General features: G+C 74.4%; 18 protein-coding genes. 8 read left to right on the top strand and 10 right to left on the bottom strand.

Annotation, left to right across the window (positions count from 1 at the left end):
- The first annotated feature begins 72 nt into the window (after positions 1–72).
- Positions 73–1233 (top strand): aminotransferase class V-fold PLP-dependent enzyme, encoded by a 1161-nt coding sequence (locus tag ACQZ2A_RS03085; RefSeq protein ID WP_430207049.1) that lies wholly within the window; start codon positions 73–75, stop codon positions 1231–1233.
- Entirely contained in the window at positions 1230–1469 is a 240-nt protein-coding gene (locus tag ACQZ2A_RS03080) for a sulfurtransferase TusA family protein (protein ID WP_430207047.1), read from the top strand. The genes ACQZ2A_RS03085 and ACQZ2A_RS03080 overlap by 4 nt, the downstream gene beginning before the upstream one ends.
- On the opposite strand, the gene aat is transcribed toward ACQZ2A_RS03080, so the two are convergent.
- The 4 genes from aat to ACQZ2A_RS03060 form a co-directional block, all read right to left on the bottom strand.
- Entirely contained in the window at positions 1430–2131 is a 702-nt protein-coding gene (gene aat / locus ACQZ2A_RS03075; protein WP_430207046.1) for a leucyl/phenylalanyl-tRNA--protein transferase, read from the bottom strand. The two genes, ACQZ2A_RS03080 and aat, sit on opposite strands and share 40 nt — an antisense overlap.
- A gap of 11 nt (positions 2132–2142) precedes the next feature.
- Entirely contained in the window at positions 2143–3126 is a 984-nt protein-coding gene (locus tag ACQZ2A_RS03070) for a carbohydrate kinase family protein (RefSeq protein WP_430207044.1), read from the bottom strand.
- A 77-nt stretch (positions 3127–3203) separates the two neighbouring features.
- Entirely contained in the window at positions 3204–3575 is a 372-nt protein-coding gene (locus tag ACQZ2A_RS03065) for a HesB/IscA family protein (RefSeq protein ID WP_430207042.1), read from the bottom strand.
- A gap of 124 nt (positions 3576–3699) precedes the next feature.
- Positions 3700–4866 carry a glycerate kinase gene (locus tag ACQZ2A_RS03060; protein WP_430207040.1) on the bottom strand — a complete coding sequence of 389 codons (1167 nt, stop codon included), beginning with the start codon at positions 4864–4866 and terminating at the stop codon, positions 3700–3702.
- A 92-nt stretch (positions 4867–4958) separates the two neighbouring features.
- On the opposite strand from ACQZ2A_RS03060, the gene ACQZ2A_RS03055 reads away from it, so the two are divergent.
- Positions 4959–5474 (top strand): DinB family protein, encoded by a 516-nt coding sequence (locus ACQZ2A_RS03055; RefSeq protein ID WP_430207038.1) that lies wholly within the window; start codon positions 4959–4961, stop codon positions 5472–5474.
- 18 nt (positions 5475–5492) lie between these two features.
- Positions 5493–6689, top strand: coding sequence for a quinolinate synthase NadA (gene nadA / locus ACQZ2A_RS03050; RefSeq protein WP_430207036.1), 1197 nt, complete (start codon positions 5493–5495; stop codon positions 6687–6689).
- Between the two features lie 122 nt (positions 6690–6811).
- Here nadA and ACQZ2A_RS03045 read toward each other — a convergent pair whose 3' ends face one another.
- Positions 6812–7855 (bottom strand): glutathione S-transferase family protein, encoded by a 1044-nt coding sequence (locus ACQZ2A_RS03045; RefSeq protein ID WP_430207034.1) that lies wholly within the window; start codon positions 7853–7855, stop codon positions 6812–6814.
- Between the two features lie 14 nt (positions 7856–7869).
- The gene (locus ACQZ2A_RS03040; RefSeq protein WP_430207079.1) at positions 7870–9171 is read right to left on the bottom strand and encodes a dipeptidase; all 1302 of its coding nucleotides are present in this window, start codon (positions 9169–9171) and stop codon (positions 7870–7872) included.
- Between the two features lie 152 nt (positions 9172–9323).
- On the opposite strand from ACQZ2A_RS03040, the gene ACQZ2A_RS03035 reads away from it, so the two are divergent.
- Entirely contained in the window at positions 9324–9905 is a 582-nt protein-coding gene (locus tag ACQZ2A_RS03035; protein WP_430207032.1) for a DUF3043 domain-containing protein, read from the top strand.
- 10 nt (positions 9906–9915) lie between these two features.
- Here ACQZ2A_RS03035 and ACQZ2A_RS03030 read toward each other — a convergent pair whose 3' ends face one another.
- On the bottom strand, positions 9916–10131 hold the full coding sequence (locus ACQZ2A_RS03030) for a hypothetical protein (RefSeq protein ID WP_430207030.1): 216 nt from the start codon (positions 10129–10131) through the stop codon (positions 9916–9918).
- Positions 10128–11231 carry a glycine cleavage system aminomethyltransferase GcvT gene (gene gcvT, locus ACQZ2A_RS03025; protein ID WP_430207028.1) on the bottom strand — a complete coding sequence of 368 codons (1104 nt, stop codon included), beginning with the start codon at positions 11229–11231 and terminating at the stop codon, positions 10128–10130. The genes ACQZ2A_RS03030 and gcvT overlap by 4 nt, the downstream gene beginning before the upstream one ends.
- Positions 11232–11288: 57 nt before the next feature.
- Between gcvT and ACQZ2A_RS03020 the strand changes: the two genes are divergently transcribed.
- Positions 11289–12824, top strand: coding sequence for a leucyl aminopeptidase (locus tag ACQZ2A_RS03020; RefSeq protein WP_430207026.1), 1536 nt, complete (start codon positions 11289–11291; stop codon positions 12822–12824).
- 65 nt (positions 12825–12889) lie between these two features.
- Here ACQZ2A_RS03020 and ACQZ2A_RS03015 read toward each other — a convergent pair whose 3' ends face one another.
- Both ACQZ2A_RS03015 and ACQZ2A_RS03010 read right to left on the bottom strand, forming a co-directional pair.
- Positions 12890–13084 (bottom strand): DUF5302 domain-containing protein, encoded by a 195-nt coding sequence (locus ACQZ2A_RS03015; RefSeq protein WP_430207025.1) that lies wholly within the window; start codon positions 13082–13084, stop codon positions 12890–12892.
- A gap of 81 nt (positions 13085–13165) precedes the next feature.
- The gene (locus tag ACQZ2A_RS03010; RefSeq protein ID WP_430207023.1) at positions 13166–13492 is read right to left on the bottom strand and encodes a hypothetical protein; all 327 of its coding nucleotides are present in this window, start codon (positions 13490–13492) and stop codon (positions 13166–13168) included.
- Positions 13493–13652: 160 nt separating this feature from the next.
- On the opposite strand from ACQZ2A_RS03010, the gene lpdA reads away from it, so the two are divergent.
- Both lpdA and sucB read left to right on the top strand, forming a co-directional pair.
- Positions 13653–15035 (top strand): dihydrolipoyl dehydrogenase, encoded by a 1383-nt coding sequence (lpdA, locus tag ACQZ2A_RS03005; protein WP_430207021.1) that lies wholly within the window; start codon positions 13653–13655, stop codon positions 15033–15035.
- Between the two features lie 39 nt (positions 15036–15074).
- Positions 15075–17012, top strand: coding sequence for a 2-oxoglutarate dehydrogenase, E2 component, dihydrolipoamide succinyltransferase (gene sucB, locus ACQZ2A_RS03000; RefSeq protein WP_430207020.1), 1938 nt, complete (start codon positions 15075–15077; stop codon positions 17010–17012).

The raw sequence follows: 17012 nt of genomic DNA, 5'->3' as shown, positions 1-17012 counted from the left end.
GAGACTGACGAGTGGTGCAAACCCTACTGCACGGGTACCTCACCGGGCATGCAGGGGGGCTACCGTCGAGCCGTGCCGCACACGGTTGTCGAACCTCACGGGACCCCTTCCGCGCTAGGGGTTCTCGATGCCTCGCGCAGCCCCCTGCACCCCCTCGCCGAGGAGACCCTCCGGGCCGCCGTCGGGGCCGCCTGGGCCGACCCCGCGGGGCGCCACGGACCGGCCCGTTCCGCCCGGGCGCTGCTCGACACCGCGCGGGAGGTCCTCGCCGGCGCGCTGGGGGTCCGCCCGGACGAGCTGTCGGTCCACGCGAGCGCCGAGGACGCCCTCGCGGTGGGTCTGGCCGGCCTGCGCCACGCCCGCCGCCGCGTCGGCGAGGACGTCGTGCTCGGCGCCACGGAGCGCTCGGTCCTCCTCCTCGGCGCCGGGACCGACCCGGTCCCTGCCGATCCGTCCGGACGGGTCGACGAGAAGGCCTTCGGCACGGCGCTGCACTCCCCCGGCGTGGCCGCCGCCGTCCTGCAGACGGCCAACGGCGAGGTCGGCACGCGCCAGCCGGTGGCGGCCCTCGACGCCGCGGCCCGGGAGGCCGGCGTGCCGCTGCTCCTCGACGCCACGGCCTCCCTCGGCCGCGACCCGCTCTCGGGCCACGGGTCGGTCATCGTGGCGGACGCCGCGGCCTTCGGCGGACCGCCGCTCGGGCTGCTCGGGGTCCGGACCGGGACGCGATGGTCGCTGCCGGCCCCGCGGCGTGAGGCCGAGCAGGGCCGGGCCTGGGCCACCCCCTGGGTGCCCCTCGTCCTCGCCGCCGCCGAGGCGTGGCGGCAGACCGCGGCCGGGGCCGTGGACGACGCGCGGGCGGCACGGGCGCTCGTCGACCGGGTGCGCGCCGCCGCCGCGGCGGTGCGGGACGTCGAGGTGCTCGGCGACGCCGTCGACCGGCTCCCCCACGTCGTCACCTTCAGCGTGCTGCTCGCCGACGGCGAGGCGCTGGTCGACGAGCTCGCCCGCCGAGGGCTCGCGGTCGGATCCGGGTCGGCCTGCACCTCGAGCGTGCTGCGCCCGAGCCACGTCCTCGCCGCGATGGGCGTCCTCACCCACGGCAACCTGCGGCTCGTGCTGCCGCTCGAGGCGGTCTCCCCCGACCGCGCGGCGGACGTCGAGCGCTTCTGCGCGGCCCTGCCCGAGGTGGTCGGCGCCGTCCGCCGCCGGATGGGCACGGAGGACCTGTGAGCGAGCCCGTGGTCGACGCCCGCGGCACCCGGTGCCCGGTGCCGGTGGTGCGTGCGGCCCGGGTGGCGCGCGACCTCTCCCCCGGCGCCACCCTCGTGCTGCTCGCCGACGACGTCGCCGCCCGCTCCGACGTGCCGGCCTGGGCCCGGATGCGCGGGCACGCCGTCACCCTCGAGGACGAGGAGGGCTGGACCCGCTACACCGTGCTCGTCGGCGGCGCGGCCAGGTCGACCTGAGGGGCCTGCAGAGCCTCGGCGAGCCGGTCGAGGTACTCCTCACGGGGCCACTCCTGCGCCCCGAGACCGCGCAGGTGGTCGGTGGACCACTGGACGTCGACGATGCGGCGCGGGTCGCCGTCGGCGTGGAAGCGCCGGACCAGCTCGACGAGCGCGACCTTCGAGGCGTCGCGGACGCGGTGGAACATCGACTCCCCCGCGAAGAGCCCCCCGACCGAGACGCCGTAGAGGCCACCGACGAGCGCGCCGTCCTGCCACACCTCGACGCTGTGGGCCCAGCCGAGCTCGTGGAGGCGGGTGTAGGCCGCGGCCACGGCGGGCGTGATCCATCGACCGTCCCGCTCGGGGTCGGCGCACCCGGCGACGACGTCGGCGAACGCCCGGTCCACCGACGTCTCGAAGCGGGGCAGCACCTTGCGCAGCGAGGGTCGCACGCGCAGCGCCCCGGCGGGGATGACGCCGCGCGGGTCCGGCGACCACCACCCCGTCGTCCCGCCCCCGTCGGGCCCCAGGCCCATCGGGAACAGGCCGAGCCGGTAGGCGGCCAGCAGGGTGCCGGGCTCGAGATCGGCACCGGCGGCGACGAGGTCGTCCCCGGGGGTCGCCCGCGCGGTGTCGAGCTGCCAGGGCGACTCCGGCGGCTCGGTCGGCGGGAACGGCACGGCGGCTCGCGTCAGTCGCGGGCGGTGCGCACGAGGGGCGCGATCTCGGCGGCGGCCTCGGCGCCGTAGGCGGTCGAGACGCGCTGCAGGAAGTCGGCGCGCCCGACCGTGTACTCCTGCGTGCCGACCGTCTCGAGGACGTGCGCGGCCAGCACCGACCCGATCTGGGCGCAGCGCTCGTGGCCCAGGCCACCGGCCAGTCCGACGAGGAAGCCGGCACGGAAGGCGTCGCCGACCCCGGTGGGGTCGACCCGCTCGACCTCGGCCGCGACGGGCACGTGGATCGGGTCCTGCCCCTTCGTGCGGATCTCGGCGCCGTCCTTGCCCAGGGTGATGATGCGCGTGGTCACGCGGTCGTCGATCTCCTCCTGGCTCCACCCGGTCTTGGTGGAGGTGAGGTGCGACTCGTACTCGTTGGTGATGAGGATCTCGGCGCCGTCGACGAGCTTGCGGATGAACGGGCCGTCGGCGAAGGCCAGCTGCTGGGAGGGGTCGGCGATGAAGCGGATGCCCCGGGCCCGGCACTCGTCGGTGTGGCGGAGCATCGCGTCGGGGTCGTCGGCGCCGATGAGGACGAGGTCGAGGTCCCAGCGGTCGTGGATGGGGCCGAGCTCGATCATCCGGGCCTCGGACATCGCGCCCGCGTAGAACGTGGCGATCTGGGCCATGTCGTCGTCGGTGGTGCAGACGAAGCGCGCGGTGTGGGCCGTGCTGGAGATGTGGACGTGGTCGGTGACGACGCCGTGGCGGGTCAGCCAGCTGCGGTAGTCCCCGAAGTCCTCCCCCGCGGCCCCGACGAGCAGCGGCCGGGCGCCGAGGACGGCCATCCCGAAGCAGATGTTGCCCGCCACCCCGCCGCGCCGGATGTCGAGCTGGTCGGCGAGGAAGCTCACCGAGATCTTGTCGAGCTGCTCGACGACGAGGGAGTCGGCGAAGCGGCCGCGGAAGGTCATGAGGTGGTCGGTCGCGATGGACCCGGTGACGGCGATCTGCACCCGAGCAACCTATACGTCCGCCGGGGACGCGGACGGGCCCGGACCCCTCGAGGAGGTCCGGGCCCGTCGCGAGCCGGTCAGCTGAAGCTGTCGCCGCAGGCGCAGGAGCTGCCCGCGTTGGGGTTGTCGATGGTGAACCCCTGCTTCTCGATGGTGTCGGAGAAGTCGATGGTGGCGCCCTCGAGGTAGGGGGCGCTCATCCGGTCGACGACGACCTCGACACCGTCGAAGTCGCGCACGAGGTCACCGTCGAGGGTGCGCTCGTCGAAGTAGAGCTGGTAGATCAGGCCCGAGCAGCCGCCGGGCTGGACGCCGACGCGCAGGCGGAGGTCGTCGCGACCCTCCTGCGAGAGCAGGGACGAGACCTTGGACGCGGCCACGTCGGTGAGGACGACGCCGTGCGCCGCGACCTCGGTGGTGGCCTCGGTGGTCTGGAGCTGGTCGCTCATGGGAGAGGACTCCTCGTGCAGTTCGTGGAGGTGGCGGGCGGTCCCCGTCAGCCGTGCAACCCGTGGAGGGCTCCCGGTTGTTCCCGGGTCCGTTCAGGATACGTCCCCGGACCGACGGGTGGGGTCAGCGGCCCGGGGACCAGGTCCGCGCCACCCGTGCCGTGCGGGCGCGCAGGGTCTCGACCGGCTCGGCGAGCATCGCCTCGACCTCGTGCGGCTGCTCGGCCACGGCGTAGCACCCGGCGAACCCCGTGGTCATCGTCTCGCGCCGGCCGACGAGCATCTCGCCCGCGACGACGACCACCGGGCGGGCCGAGGCGGTGGCGGCCTCCGCGACGCCGGAGACGACCGAGCCGCGCAACGAGGTCCAGTCGAGCCGGTCGGTGGCGGTGACGACCAGGTCGCTCCCCGCGGCGGCGACGTCGAAGCCGGTGAGGCGCAGCACCTCGGCCACGGCGCCGCGCTGCTGCGCGCCGAGGGCCAGCAGGGCCAGGCCGAGGCCGCCGGCCGCGCCCGCGCCCGGCTCTCGGTCGAGGCGGCGCGGCGCACCGGTCAGCAGGTCGACGGGCACGCGCGGGAGCGAGCGGGTCAGGAGGGCGGTGAAGTGCCCGAGGGCGCCCTCGAGGGCCTGGGCGTCGGCGGCTGTGGCGCCCTTGCGGGGGGACTCCACGGCGCTGGTGCCCGCGAGGCCGAGCAGCGGCGTCAGCTCGTCGGTGGCGAGGACGAGCTCGACGCCCCGGAGCCGTTCGAGCACGTCCGGGAGGCCGGCGAGGGCGTCGGCGGGCGCATCGCCCAGGGCCAGCCCGCCCCGGGCGAGGGCCGATGCGGGGCCGGCGCCCAGGGCCGCGAGCAGGCCGGCCCCGGCGTCGTTCGTCGATCCGCCGCCGACGCCGACGACGATGCGCTCGGCCCCCTCGGCGAGGGCCGTCGCGAGCAGCTGCCCGACGCCCCAGGTGCTCGTGACGCGCGGGTCGCGCTCGTCGGCGGCCAGCAGGTGCAGCCCGCTCGCCTGGGCCGCCTCGACCCACGCGGTGCGGCGACCGCCGTCCTCGGCGAGGAGCACCGCCGCAGGGACCTCGCGGCCGAGGGGGTCGCTGACCGTGGTGGCGACGGTGGTGCCACCGACGGTGCGCTCGAGGACGTCGAGGAAGCCGGGACCCCCGTTCGAGAGCGGCAGCTGGCGGACGACGTCGTGGGGCGCCCCCGCGGCCCAGCCCTCGGCCATCGCCGCGGCGACCTGGGTGGCGCCGAGCGTCGTCCCGAAGGTGTCGGGGGCGAGGAGCACGCGCACGGTCCGAGGGTATCGGGACCGGCCTTCGGGGGTCGCGGGCTGTCGGCGGTCCTCGCTAGCGTCGGCGCACCGGCCCGACGAGAGGACGCCCCATGACCGACACCACCGACACCGCCCTCGACCCCGAGCGCGCCTCCCTGCTCGAGGCCCTGGCCCAGCAGCGGTACTTCCTCCTGCACACGGTCGAGGGCCTGACCGACGACCAGGCCCGGCTCACGCCCACGGTCAGCGAGCTGTGCCTCGGCGGGCTCGTCAAGCACGTCGCGCTCACCGAGCGCGGCTGGACCGACTTCGTCGAGAGCGGCGCGATGGCCGGCGGCGACGACGCCGACTACGCGGCCCGCGAGCGCGAGTTCCGTCTGCTCGAGGACGAGACGCTCGAGCAGGTGGTGGCGCTCTACCGCGAGGTCGCCGCCCACACCGACGAGCTCGTGCGGACCCACGACCTCTCCGCCGACCACGAGCTGCCGCCCGCTCCGTGGTTCCGGCCCGGCGAGCGGCGCAGCGCCCGTCGGGTCTTCGCCCACGTGCTCGCCGAGACGGCGCACCACACCGGGCACGCCGACATCATCCGGGAGGCGATCGACGGTCAGAAGTCGATGGGCTGAGCGCCTACGATCGGGGCCGTGACCACCACGACCGGCACGCCCCGCAACGCCCCGCTCCCCCTGCTCGTCCTCGGGCAGGGCCGTGACCTCGCCAGCGAGCGCGGGGTGGAGTGTCCCGGCGACCTGCCGGCGCCCTCGGACCCCTCGCTCGTCGAGCGCGCCCGCGCGGCCAAGGCGGCGCTCGGCGACCGGCTGTTCGTCCTCGGCCACCACTACCAGCGCGACGAGGTCATCGAGTTCGCCGACGTCACCGGCGACTCCTTCAAGCTCGCCAAGGAGGCCGCGGCCCGCCCGGACGCCGAGTTCGTCGTCTTCTGCGGCGTGCACTTCATGGCCGAATCCGCCGACATCCTCACCGCCGACACCCAGACCGTCGTCCTCCCCGACCTCGCCGCCGGCTGCTCGATGGCCGACATGGCCGCCATAGACCAGGTCGAGGACTGCTGGGACGAGCTCGTGGCGGCCGGGGTCGCCGACACGACCGTGCCGGTCACGTACATGAACTCGTCGGCGGCCATCAAGGCCTTCACCGGGCGGCACGGCGGCACGATCTGCACCTCGTCCAACGCGAAGACCGCGCTGACGTGGGCCCTGGAGCAGGCCGGCGACGGCGGCAAGGTCCTCTTCCTCCCCGACCAGCACCTCGGGCGCAACACCTACGTGCGCGACCTCGGTGGCTCCCTCGACGGCTGCGTGGTGTGGGACCCGCACCGCCCGATGGGCGGCCTGACCCCCGAGCAGCTGCGCGACGCGACGATGATCCTCTGGCGCGGGCACTGCTCGGTGCACGGGCGGTTCTCGGTCGAGGCGGTCGAGGCCGCGCGCCGCGAGATCCCCGACGTGAAGGTGATCGTGCACCCCGAGTGCCGCCACGAGGTCGTCGAGCTCGCCGCCGAGGTCGGCTCGACCGAGAAGATCATCAAGACCGTCGCGGCCGCCCCGGCGGGCACGGCGTGGGCCGTGGGCACCGAGCTCAACCTCGTGCGCCGTCTCGCGGCGCAGTTCCCCGACCAGCGCATCGTCTTCCTCGAGAAGAACGTCTGCTACTGCTCGACGATGAACCGCATCGACCTGCCGCACCTCGTCTGGGCGCTGGAGTCCCTCGTCGACGGCCGGGTCGTCAACCCGATCCGCGTGGACCCCGAGGTCGCGCACTGGGCCAAGGTGGCCCTCGACCGGATGCTCGCCCTCCCCGGCGAGACCAGCAAGGACTGACGCCCGAGTCCCCGGGCCGTGGTCACGGTGGTGACGCGGAAACTCGCCCGTGACGGGCATGCATCCGCGTCCGAGGCGAGCTTCCGCGGCGTCACGGTGGTGACGCGGATATCCGCCCGGGTTCAGGCGGGCCGGACGAGGCCGTCGTCCCCGAGGAGCGGGTTGTGGGCGCTCGGCACCCGCTCCGCCGCCGGCGGCGGGCCGGGCGGCGTGCCGTCCCCGAACGGCGAGCCCCCGAGCGCCTCGCGCCCGTGCGGCGTCGCCCATCCCGCGAGGTCCGGCCCGGCCGGCACGACACCGGTCGGGTTGATGTCGCGGTGGACCTCGTAGTAGTGGCTCTTGATGTGCACGACGTCGGTCGTGTCCCCGAACCCGGGGGTCTGGAAGAGGTCGCGTGCGTAGGCCCACAGCACCGGCATCTCGGTCAGCTTCTGCCGGTTGCACTTGAAGTGCCCGTGGTAGACCGCGTCGAAGCGGGCCAGGGTCGTGAACAGGCGCACGTCGGCCTCGGTGATGCTCTCGCCCATCAGGTAGCGACGGTCGGCGAGCCGCTCCTCGAGCCAGTCCAGGGCGGTCCAGAGCCGCTCGTAGGCGGCGTCGTAGGCGGCCTGGGTGCCGGCGAAGCCGCACCGGTACACGCCGTTGTTGACCTCGGTGTAGACGCGCTGCATCACCTCGTCCATCTCGGCGCGCAGCGCCTCGGGGTAGAGGTCGGGCGCGCCGGCGCGGTGGTGCTCGCGCCACTGCGTCGAGAGGTCGAGGGTCAGCTGCGCGAAGCCGTTGGTCACGACCTTCCCGCTCGGCACATCGACGACGCACGGCACGGTGATGCCCCGCGGGTAGCCCGGGAAGCGGGCCTCGTAGGCGTCCTTGATGCGCGGGATGCCGAGCACCGGGTCGACCCCGCCCTCGTCGAGGTCGAAGGTCCAGCTGTCGGCGTCGTGGGTGGGCCCGCAGACCCCCATCGACAGGACGTCCTCCAGCCCGAGCAGCCGCCGGACGATGATCGCCCGGTTCGCCCAGGGACAGGCCCGGGCCACGACCAGCCGGTAGCGCCCGGCCTCGACCGGCCACTCGTGCTCACCGTCACCGGCCAGCGTGATGCGGTCCTCGATGTAGTTGGTGTCCCGCTCGAAGGACTCCTCGACGTACGTGCCCTGTGCCATGTGCCGATCCTGCCTCAGCGGGGCAGCGCGCCGAGCCGGGCGAGCAGCACGGCCTCGGCGACGCACACCTTCTCGAACTCGCCGAGGTGCAGCGACTCGTTGGCCCCGTGCGCGCGGGCGTCGGGGTCCTCGACGCCGGTGACGAGGATGGCCGCCTCGGGGAACTGTTCCGCGAACGCGGCGACGAACGGGATGGACCCGCCGACGCCGATGTCGACCGGCGGCGTGCCCCAGGCGTCGGTGAACGCGGCGCGGGCCTGGTCGTAGACCGGGCCCTGCGCGTCGGCGGCGAAGCCGAGCCCGCGGTCGTCGAGGTGCACCTCGACCTGCGCGCCCCACGGCGCGTGCTCCTCGAGGTGGGTCTTGAGCAGCGCGAAGGCCTCCATGTCGTCCTCGTCGGGCGCGATCCGCATCGAGACCTTCGCCGAGGCGCTCGGCACGAGGGTGTTGGAGGACTCGGCGACCGACGGCGCGTCGATGCCGATGGTCGTGATGGACGGCTGGGTCCAGATGCGCGACAGCAGGGATCCCGACCCGATCGTCGAGACGCCGTCGAGCAGCCCGGACTCCTCGCGCAGCCGGGACTCGGGGTAGTCGAGGTCGGCGGCCACGCCGGAGCGCAGCCCCTGCACGGCGACGGCGCCGGTGTCGTCGTGCATCGTCGCGAGGAGGCGGACCAGCGCCGTGATGGCGTCGGGTACCGCGCCGCCGAACATCCCGGAGTGGATGCCGTGGTCGAGCGTGCGGACGGTGACGACGACGCGGATCATCCCGCGCAGCGTGGTCGTGAGGGCCGGCTCGCCGACGGCCCAGTTCGTGGAGTCGGCCAGCACGATGGCGTCGGCGCGCAGCTTCTCGCCGTGCCGCTCGAGGATGGTGGCGAGGGAGTCCGAGCCGACCTCCTCCTCGCCCTCGACGAAGACGGTCACCCCGACGGGCAGGTCGTCGCCGTGCGCGCGCAGGGCCGCGACGTGGGCCATGATCCCGGCCTTGTCGTCGGCGGCACCGCGGCCGTAGAGCCGGCCGTCGCGCTCGGTGGGCTCGAACGGCGGGCTGTCCCAGAGGGCGTCGTCGCCGGGCGGCTGGACGTCGTGGTGCGCGTAGAGCATCACGGTGCGCGAGCCGGGCGGGCCGTCGCGGTGACCGATGACGGCCGGCCGCCCGCCCTCGCGGACGATCTCGACCTCCAGCCCCACGTCGCGCAGCAGCTGCGCGGTGGCCTCGGCGCTGGCCTCGACGTGCGCCTGGTCGAAGGCGTCGAGGGAGACGGAGGGGATGCGGGTCAGGGCCTCGAGGTCGCCGCGCACCTGCGGCATGAGGTCGTGGATGCGGTCGCGGAGGGCGCCGGTCTGGTCGTCGCTGAGCACGTCGGTCACGCCTCCGGACCCTACCGACCGGCTGCGGGCCGCAGGGGTCCGGCTCCCCGCCTCGACGGAGGCACTCCCCCGGAGCACCTAGAGTTGGCCTCGTGTTCGGACGCAGCAAGCCCACCAACGACCAGGCCGTCGACGAGGCCTCGACCCCGGCGCGCGAGGGCGCGAAGAACCGGCCGACGCCCAAGCGCCGCGACCAGGAGGCCGCCCGGCGCCAGCCGCTCGTCGTCTCGGACCGCAAGCAGGCCAAGCAGATCGAGCGCCAGAAGCGCCGCGAGCAGCTGGCCCGCACGCGCAAGGCGCTCGAGACCGGCGACGAGGCCGGCCTGCCGCCCCGCGACAAGGGGCCGGTGAAGCGCTACATCCGCGACTACGTCGACGCCCGGCGCAACCTCGGCGAGTTCCTCCTCCCGATTATGCTCATCGTCCTCGCGCTCTCGCTGGTGCGGCAGCAGACGATCTTCACGATCAGCGTCGCGCTCACCTACGCCTCGGTCCTGGCCGTCGTCGTCGACAGCACCCTCATGTGGCGGGGCCTGAAGAAGAAGATCGTCGCCAAGTTCGGCGCGAACGCGATCCCGCGCGGCGCCGTCGCCTACGCCGTGATGCGCGTGTTCCAGCTGCGCCGGCAGCGGATGCCACGCCCGCAGGTGGCGCGCGGCCAGTACCCCTCCTGACCCGCTCGGGTCAGGGAGCGGCCTCCAGGCTCATCGGGCCGTAGACCACCGCGCCCTCGCGGTGCAGGGTGACGCTCGCGACGCCGGCCTCGGCGAGCTCGTGCCACACCTCGCCGAACCAGCTCTCGGCGTCGGACTGCGTCGGGAACGTGGTGGTCGTCGTCGGCTCCCCCGTGACCGGCGCGCCCTCGGCGTCGGCGAAGGTCCAGCTCCACTGCTCGCTCACGACGCACGCACCCCCGCCTCGACGAACGGCGGCTTGCTGACCGTGGCGGCGACGTCGCGACCCCGCACGTCGACCACGACCTCGTCGCCCAGGGTGACCGAGCGGTCGAGCAGCGCCAGGGCGATGCCCTGCTTGCGGGTCGGCGAGAAGGTGCCCGAGGTGACCTCGCCGACGACGGCGCCCGAGGCGTCCTTGACGGCGCAGTGCGAGCGCGGGATGCCCCGCCCGGTGACGACGAGGCCGCGCATCAGGCGCGTCTCCTTCGCCGCGCGCTCGGCGGCGAGGGCCTCCTTGCCCCAGAACGTGTCCTTGTCCCAGCCGACCGCCCACGCGGCGCCGGCCATCACGGGGGTGATGTCGAGGGAGAGGTCGTTGCCGTGCAGCGGGTACCCCATCTCGGTGCGCAGGGTGTCGCGGGCGCCGAGCCCGGCCGGCAGACCGCCCTCGGCGGCGACGGCCTCGGCGAGGGCGTCCCAGACCGAGCCGGTGACGTCCCAGGCCGGCACGATCTCGTAGCCGCGCTCGCCGGTGTACCCGGTGCGGCAGACGATGACCGGCAGCCCCTCCCACTGCGTCTCGACGAAGCTCATGTAGTCGTGGTCGACCGGCAGGCCGAGCCGGGCCAGCACCTCGTCCGAGCGCGGGCCCTGCACCGCGATGACGCCGTAGCGGTCGTGCAGGCCCTCGACGGTGACGCCCTCGGGGGCGGCGGCCGCGAGCAGCTCGACGACGCGGGCGGTGTTCGCGGCGTTGGGGATGAGGAAGACGTCCTCGTCGCTGCGCAGGTACTGGATGAGGTCGTCGACGACACCGCCGGTGCCGGTGCAGCACATCGTGTACTGCGCCTGGCCCGGCCCGATGCGGCGCAGGTCGTTGGTGAGGCAGGCGTTGACGAAGTCGGCCGCCCCGGGGCCACTGACGCGGGCCTTGCCGAGGTGGCTCACGTCGAACAGGCCGACCCGCTCGCGCACCGCCGTGTGCTCGGCGACGACCCCGCCCCCGGGGTACTCGATGGGCATCGACCACCCCCCGAAGTCGGCCATCTTGGCGCCCAGCGCCACGTGCCGGTCGTGGATCGGCGAGTGCTCGAGATCGGTCATGGTGGGCACGTTACCGCGCCCGGCGGGGCGGCCCGACGGCCCGGATAGTCTGCCGACATGACATCACTGACCGTGACGACCAAGACCTCCGCAGACCTTCCCGTCGACGCCCTCGTCGTCGGGTCGGTGCACACCGACGCCGGCGCCGACCTCGCCGCCGGGCACGGTCTGCCCCGCAAGGCCGTGGTCCACCTCCAGGCCGTCCTCGCCGACCTCGAGGCCACCGGCCGGGCCGAGGAGGTCCACCGCGTGGTCGCCGTGCCGGGCGTGAAGGCCACCTCCGTCCTCGTCACCGGTCTCGGCGAGGGCACGACCCGCCGAACCTCGTTCGAGCACACCGCGCTGCGCGACGCCGCGGCGGTCGCGCTGCGCGCCGTGCGCGGCAAGAAGACGGTCGCGCTCGCCCTCCCGACCCCCGACGCCGAGAGCGCCGGCGCGGTCGCCGACGGCGCCTGGGCCGGGACCTACGTCTACGACAAGGCCGCCCCGCTCGCCGCCGTCCGCAAGGGCCGCGGGCCGGCCGCGAAGCCCGCCTCCCCCGGGCCCAAGGTCACCGTCGTCTCCGGTGCCGGTCAGGGCAAGGCCGTCAAGGACGCCGTCGCCCGTTCGGCCATCGTCGGCGCGGCCCGCGACTGGGCCCGCGACCTCGTGAACACCCCGCCGAACCTGCTCTTCCCGCAGTCCTTCGCCGAGAACGTGAAGAAGCGCGTCGCCGGCTCCCCCGCCAAGGTCACCGTGTCGGTGCTCGACGAGAAGGCCCTCCTCAAGGGCGGGTTCGGCGGCATCAGCGGCGTCGGCCAGGGCTCGGTCCACCCGCCGCGCATCGTGACGATGTCGTACGCGCCCTCCGGCGCCAAGGGCTCGGTCGCCCTGGTCGGCAAGGGCATCACCTTCGACTCTGGCGGCCTCAACCTCAAGCCGAGCAGCGGCATGGTGACGATGAAGTCCGACATGGCGGGCGCCGCGGCGGTCGCCGCCACGGTCCTCGCCGCCGCCGAGCTCGGGCTCCCCGTGGCCGTGACCGGCTACCTCTGCCTCGCCGAGAACATGCCGAGCGGCACCGCGCAGCGCCCGAGCGACGTCGTCGTGATGCGCGACGGCACCAGCGTCGAGATCCTCGACACCGACGCCGAGGGCCGGATGGTGCTCGGCGACGGCATCTGCCTGGCCGGCGAGAAGAACCCGGACTGGATCGTCGACATCGCCACCCTCACCGGCGCCCAGATGATCGCGCTCGGCGACGACATCGCCGGCGTCATGGGCAACGACGATGCCTTCCGCAGCCGGGTCGTCGCCGCCGCCGACGCCGCCGGCGAGGGCGCCTGGGCGATGCCACTGCCGAAGGCCCTGCGCGCCAAGCTCGACACCCCCACGGCCGACATCGCGCACAAGGGCGACCGCGCCGGCGGGATGCTCACCGCCGGGCTCTTCCTCCAGGAGTTCGTCGGCGAGGGCACGCCGTGGGCGCACATCGACATCGCCGGGCCGTCGTTCAACGAGAAGGGTCCGCGGGGCCGGAACCCGAAGGGCGGCACCGGGTTCGGCGTGGCGACGCTCGTGGCGCTCGTCGAGGGGCACCGCCCGAAGGGCTGACCCCTCCGCGCGGACGCCGACGGCGGGCACCCGGTGGGTGCCCGCCGTCGGCGCGTCGGTGCGGGTCAGGAACCGCTCTTGCGGCGGAACATCTGCTCGCGTGCGCTGGTCTCCGGTCCGTGCGCGTGGTCGACCTTGCTGCGGCCGGAGTGGTCCGAGACGTCGGTCCCCCCGTGCGCCTTCTTGGCGTCGAGGGCGGCCCGGAACTTCGCCTTCACGTCCTCGTCGACCTCGGCGCGGGGGCGGTCCTTGGCTGACATCGGGGGTCCTTCCGTCGTCGGTGCAGGGTCTTCACCGTCGCACGAACACGCCTGCGCGGCCACTGGTTTGCCGGGTCGGCGTCAGGAACGACCCTCGCGCCGCTGCCGGGTGGTCCAGGCGCGCATCCGCGCGGGGTACCCCGTGAGGTTGACGTCGTAGACGGGCACGTCGAGGCCGCGGGCGACGTCGAAGGCCTGCGGGCGCGAGGGCAGTGCGCGGCGGGTCCACTCGCCGTCGTGCGCGATGAGCACGACGGTCGTGGCGGTGACGTTGGTGGCCGGCTCGACGTAGGCCTCGACGCCCCGGCGGGAGCGCGCGAACTCCTGGAGGTGCGAGCGCGCGCTCGCGAGGTCGCTGCCGTCGTGCGGCGCTGCCTTCCGGCCCCGGCCGCGTCTCCACCACGCCATGCGCACACGATAAGGGCACGACCTGCGCCCCGGCCGCGTCCACCGCGCGACGCGGCCTCGTGCCACCGGGCCGGGAGTGACAGGATGCGGGGCAGCGCCGGCGCCACCCACCCACCTGACGCCGGGCACGACCCGCCACCGCGAGAGGGAGCCACACCGGATGCCGGCCACCGCCGAAGCCACCCATGACGTCGTCGTCCTCGGAGGAGGGAGCGGGGGCTACGCGTGCGCGCTGCGCGCCGCCGAGCTCGGCCTCTCCGTCGCCCTCGTCGAGAAGGACCTGCTGGGCGGCACCTGCCTGCACCGCGGCTGCATCCCGACCAAGGCCCTCCTGCACGCCGCCGAGGTCGCCGACGCCGCGCGCGAGGCCGGGCGCTTCGGGGTCCGCGCGAGCTTCGAGGGCGTCGACCTGCCCGCGGTCACCGCGTACCGCGAGGGCGTCGTCTCCCGCCTGCACAAGGGCCTCCAGGGCCTGGTCTCCGGCCGGAAGGTCGAGTACGTCGAGGGCACCGGACGCCTCGACGGTCCGGACACCGTCGTCGTCGGCGACCGCCGGCTGGTCGGGCGTCACGTCGTCCTCGCCACCGGCTCGTACGCCCGGACCCTGCCGGGGCTGGAGATCGGTGGCCGGGTCGTCACGAGCGACCAGGCGCTGGGGCTCGAGGAGGTGCCCGGCCGTGTCGTCGTCCTCGGTGGCGGTGTCATCGGCGTCGAGTTCGCCTCCGTCATGCGCTCGTTCGGCTCCGAGGTCACCGTCGTCGAGGCCCTCCCCCGGCTCGTCGCCGCCGAGGACCCCGCCGCGAGCAAGGCGCTCGAGCGGGCCTTCCGCAAGCGCGGCATCACGGTGCGCACCGGTGCCCGGTTCGCCTCGGCCACCGACGGCGCCGACGCCGTGACGGTCCGCCTCGAGGACGGCACGGAGCTCGAGGCCGACCTGTTGCTCGTCGCCGTGGGCCGCGGGCCGGTCACCGACGGGCTCGGGTACGAGGAGGCCGGCGCCACCCTGGAGCGCGGCTTCGTCGTCACCGACGAGCGCTGCCGCACGGGCGTCGACGGCCTCTGGGCGGTCGGCGACATCGTCCCCGGGCTGCAGCTCGCGCACCGCGGCTTCGCGCACGGCATCTTCGTGGCCGAGTCGATCGCCGGGCTCGACCCCGCGCCCGTCGTCGAGTCCTCGATCCCGCGCGTCACCTACTGCGAGCCCGAGGTCGCCTCCGTCGGGCTCACCGAGGAGCAGGCCCGCGAGGTGCACGGCGACGCCGTCGAGGCCTACGAGTACAACCTCGGGGGCAACGGCAAGAGCCAGATCCTCGGCACCCAGGGCTTCGTCAAGCTCGTCCGGGTCACCGACGGCCCGGTCGTCGGTGTCCACATGGTCGGCTCGCGGATGGGCGAGCAGGTCGGCGAGGCCCAGCTCGTCGTCGGCTGGGAGGCCCACCCCGAGGACGTCACACCGTTCGTCCACGCCCACCCGACCCAGAACGAGGCGCTCGGCGAGGCCCACCTGGCGCTCGCCGGCAAGCCGCTCCACGCGCACAACTAGAGTGATGACCGCCACCGCCCACGAAGGAGAGCACCACTGATGTCCGAACGTGTACAGATGCCCGCACTCGGCGAGTCCGTCACCGAGGGGACCGTGACGCGGTGGCTGAAGAGTGTCGGCGACGAGGTCGCGGTCGACGAGCCGCTGCTCGAGGTCTCCACCGACAAGGTCGACACCGAGATCCCCTCGCCCGTCGCGGGCACGCTGCAGGAGATCCTCGTCGAGGAGGACGACACCGTCCCGGTCGGCGCCGACCTCGCGGTCATCGGCGACGGCGCGGCGACCGGCGGCGACTCCGGCGGTGACCAGCCCGCCGAGCAGTCCGCCCCCGAGGAGTCCTCCGGGTCCGGCGACGGCCCCGACGACGAGGTCTCCGACCCCGCCGACACCGGCGCGGTCGCCGAGGCCGGCGACGAGGGTGGCCAGGAGCCGGCCGAGCCGCAGGCCGAGCCCGAGCAGGCCCCCGCCCCGTCCCAGGACGCCCCCTCCGGTGGCGGCGCGTCCGGCGGGTCCGGTGACGGCACGACCGTCCAGATGCCGGCGCTCGGCGAGTCGGTCACCGAGGGCACGGTGACCCGCTGGCTGAAGGCCGAGGGCGACGAGGTCGCGGTCGACGAGCCGCTCCTCGAGGTCTCCACCGACAAGGTCGACACCGAGATCCCCTCGCCCGTCGCGGGCACCCTCACGAAGATCCTCGTCCAGGAGGACGACACCGTCCCGGTCGGCGCCGACCTCGCCGTCGTCGGCGGCTCCGGTGGTGGCGCGTCCGCCCCCGCGCAGGAGGAGACGGCCCCCGAGCAGCCGCAGGCTGAGGAGAAGGCCCCGGAGCCGGAGCCGGAGCCCGAGCCCGAGCCGCAGCAGGCGCCGGCCGAGGAGGAGAAGGCCCCCGAGCCGGCTCCCGCCGACGAGGCGCCCCCGCAGCAGACCCCGGACGCCGCCGCGGCGCAGGCCGACGACGCGCAGCCGGCCCCGTCCGGGTCCGACAGCGGCTCGTCCGAGGGCGGCTCGTCCGCGGGCGGTTCCGACGACGCCAGCGCCTACGTCACCCCGCTCGTCCGCAAGCTCGCAGCCGACCACGGCATCGACCTCGCCACCCTGACCGGCAGCGGCATCGGCGGACGCATCCGCAAGCAGGACGTGCTGGCCGCCGCCGAGGCCCAGAAGGCGCCGGAGCCCGAGCCGGAGACCGCCCCCGCGGCCTCCGCCCCGGCCGCGCAGTCCGCGCCCGCCGCCGCCGCCAAGGCCCCGGTCGACACCGGCCTGCGCGGCACGACGCAGCCGATGTCGCGCCTGCGCAAGACGATCGCCCGCCGGATGGTCGAGTCCCTCCAGGTCTCGGCGCAGCTGACGACGGTCGTCGAGGTCGACGTCACCCGCATCGCCCGCCTGCGGGACCGCGCCAAGGCCGACTTCGCGTCCCGCGAGGGCACGAAGCTCAGCTTCCTGCCGTTCTTCGCGCTGGCCGCCGTCGAGGCCCTCAAGGCCCACCCGACGGTCAACGCGAGCATCGAGGAGGACCAGGTCACCTACCACGGCTCCGAGAACCTCGGGATGGCCGTCGACACCGAGAAGGGGCTCATCGTCCCGGTCCTGAAGAACGCCGGCGACCTCAACATCGCGGGCCTGGCCCGTGGGATCGCCGACCTCGCGAACCGCACGCGCAGCAACAAGATCATGCCGGACGACCTCGCCGGCGGGACCTTCACCATCACCAACACCGGCTCGCGCGGCGCGCTGTTCGACACGCCGATCATCAACCAGCCGCAGGTCGGCATCCTCGGCACCGGCGCGGTCGTCAAGCGGCCGATCGTGGTCACCGCCGAGGACGGCGGCGAGACGATCGCGATCCGCTCGATGGTCTACCTGGCGCTGAGCTACGACCACCGCATCGTCGACGGCGCGGATGCCGCCCGCTTCCTCACGACGATGAAGCAGCGGCTCGAGGAAGGCGCGTTCGAGGCCGATCTCGGTCTCTGA

Origin of the sequence: Phycicoccus avicenniae (genome assembly GCF_050496545.1) — a bacterium.
Classification (GTDB): Bacteria; Actinomycetota; Actinomycetes; order Actinomycetales; family Dermatophilaceae; genus Phycicoccus; species Phycicoccus avicenniae_A.
Note: the sequence above shows the minus strand (reverse complement) of the source record. Positions and strands in the feature narration are given on the sequence as shown.

Excerpts from the sequence above, each read along its gene's own strand:
- ACQZ2A_RS03065 (WP_430207042.1), bottom strand. The coding sequence starts at position 3,575 with ATGAGCGACCAGCTCCAGACCACCGAGGCCACCACCGAGGTCGCGGCG.
- ACQZ2A_RS03055 (WP_430207038.1), top strand. The coding sequence starts at position 4,959 with ATGACCGACACCACCGACACCGCCCTCGACCCCGAGCGCGCCTCCCTG.
- ACQZ2A_RS03045 (WP_430207034.1), bottom strand. The coding sequence starts at position 7,855 with ATGGCACAGGGCACGTACGTCGAGGAGTCCTTCGAGCGGGACACCAAC.
- ACQZ2A_RS03040 (WP_430207079.1), bottom strand. The coding sequence starts at position 9,171 with ATGCCGCAGGTGCGCGGCGACCTCGAGGCCCTGACCCGCATCCCCTCC.
- gcvT (WP_430207028.1), bottom strand. The coding sequence starts at position 11,231 with ATGACCGATCTCGAGCACTCGCCGATCCACGACCGGCACGTGGCGCTG.
- ACQZ2A_RS03020 (WP_430207026.1), top strand. The coding sequence starts at position 11,289 with ATGACATCACTGACCGTGACGACCAAGACCTCCGCAGACCTTCCCGTC.
- ACQZ2A_RS03015 (WP_430207025.1), bottom strand. The coding sequence starts at position 13,084 with ATGTCAGCCAAGGACCGCCCCCGCGCCGAGGTCGACGAGGACGTGAAG.
- ACQZ2A_RS03010 (WP_430207023.1), bottom strand. The coding sequence starts at position 13,492 with ATGGCGTGGTGGAGACGCGGCCGGGGCCGGAAGGCAGCGCCGCACGAC.
- lpdA (WP_430207021.1), top strand. The coding sequence starts at position 13,653 with ATGCCGGCCACCGCCGAAGCCACCCATGACGTCGTCGTCCTCGGAGGA.
- sucB (WP_430207020.1), top strand. The coding sequence starts at position 15,075 with ATGTCCGAACGTGTACAGATGCCCGCACTCGGCGAGTCCGTCACCGAG.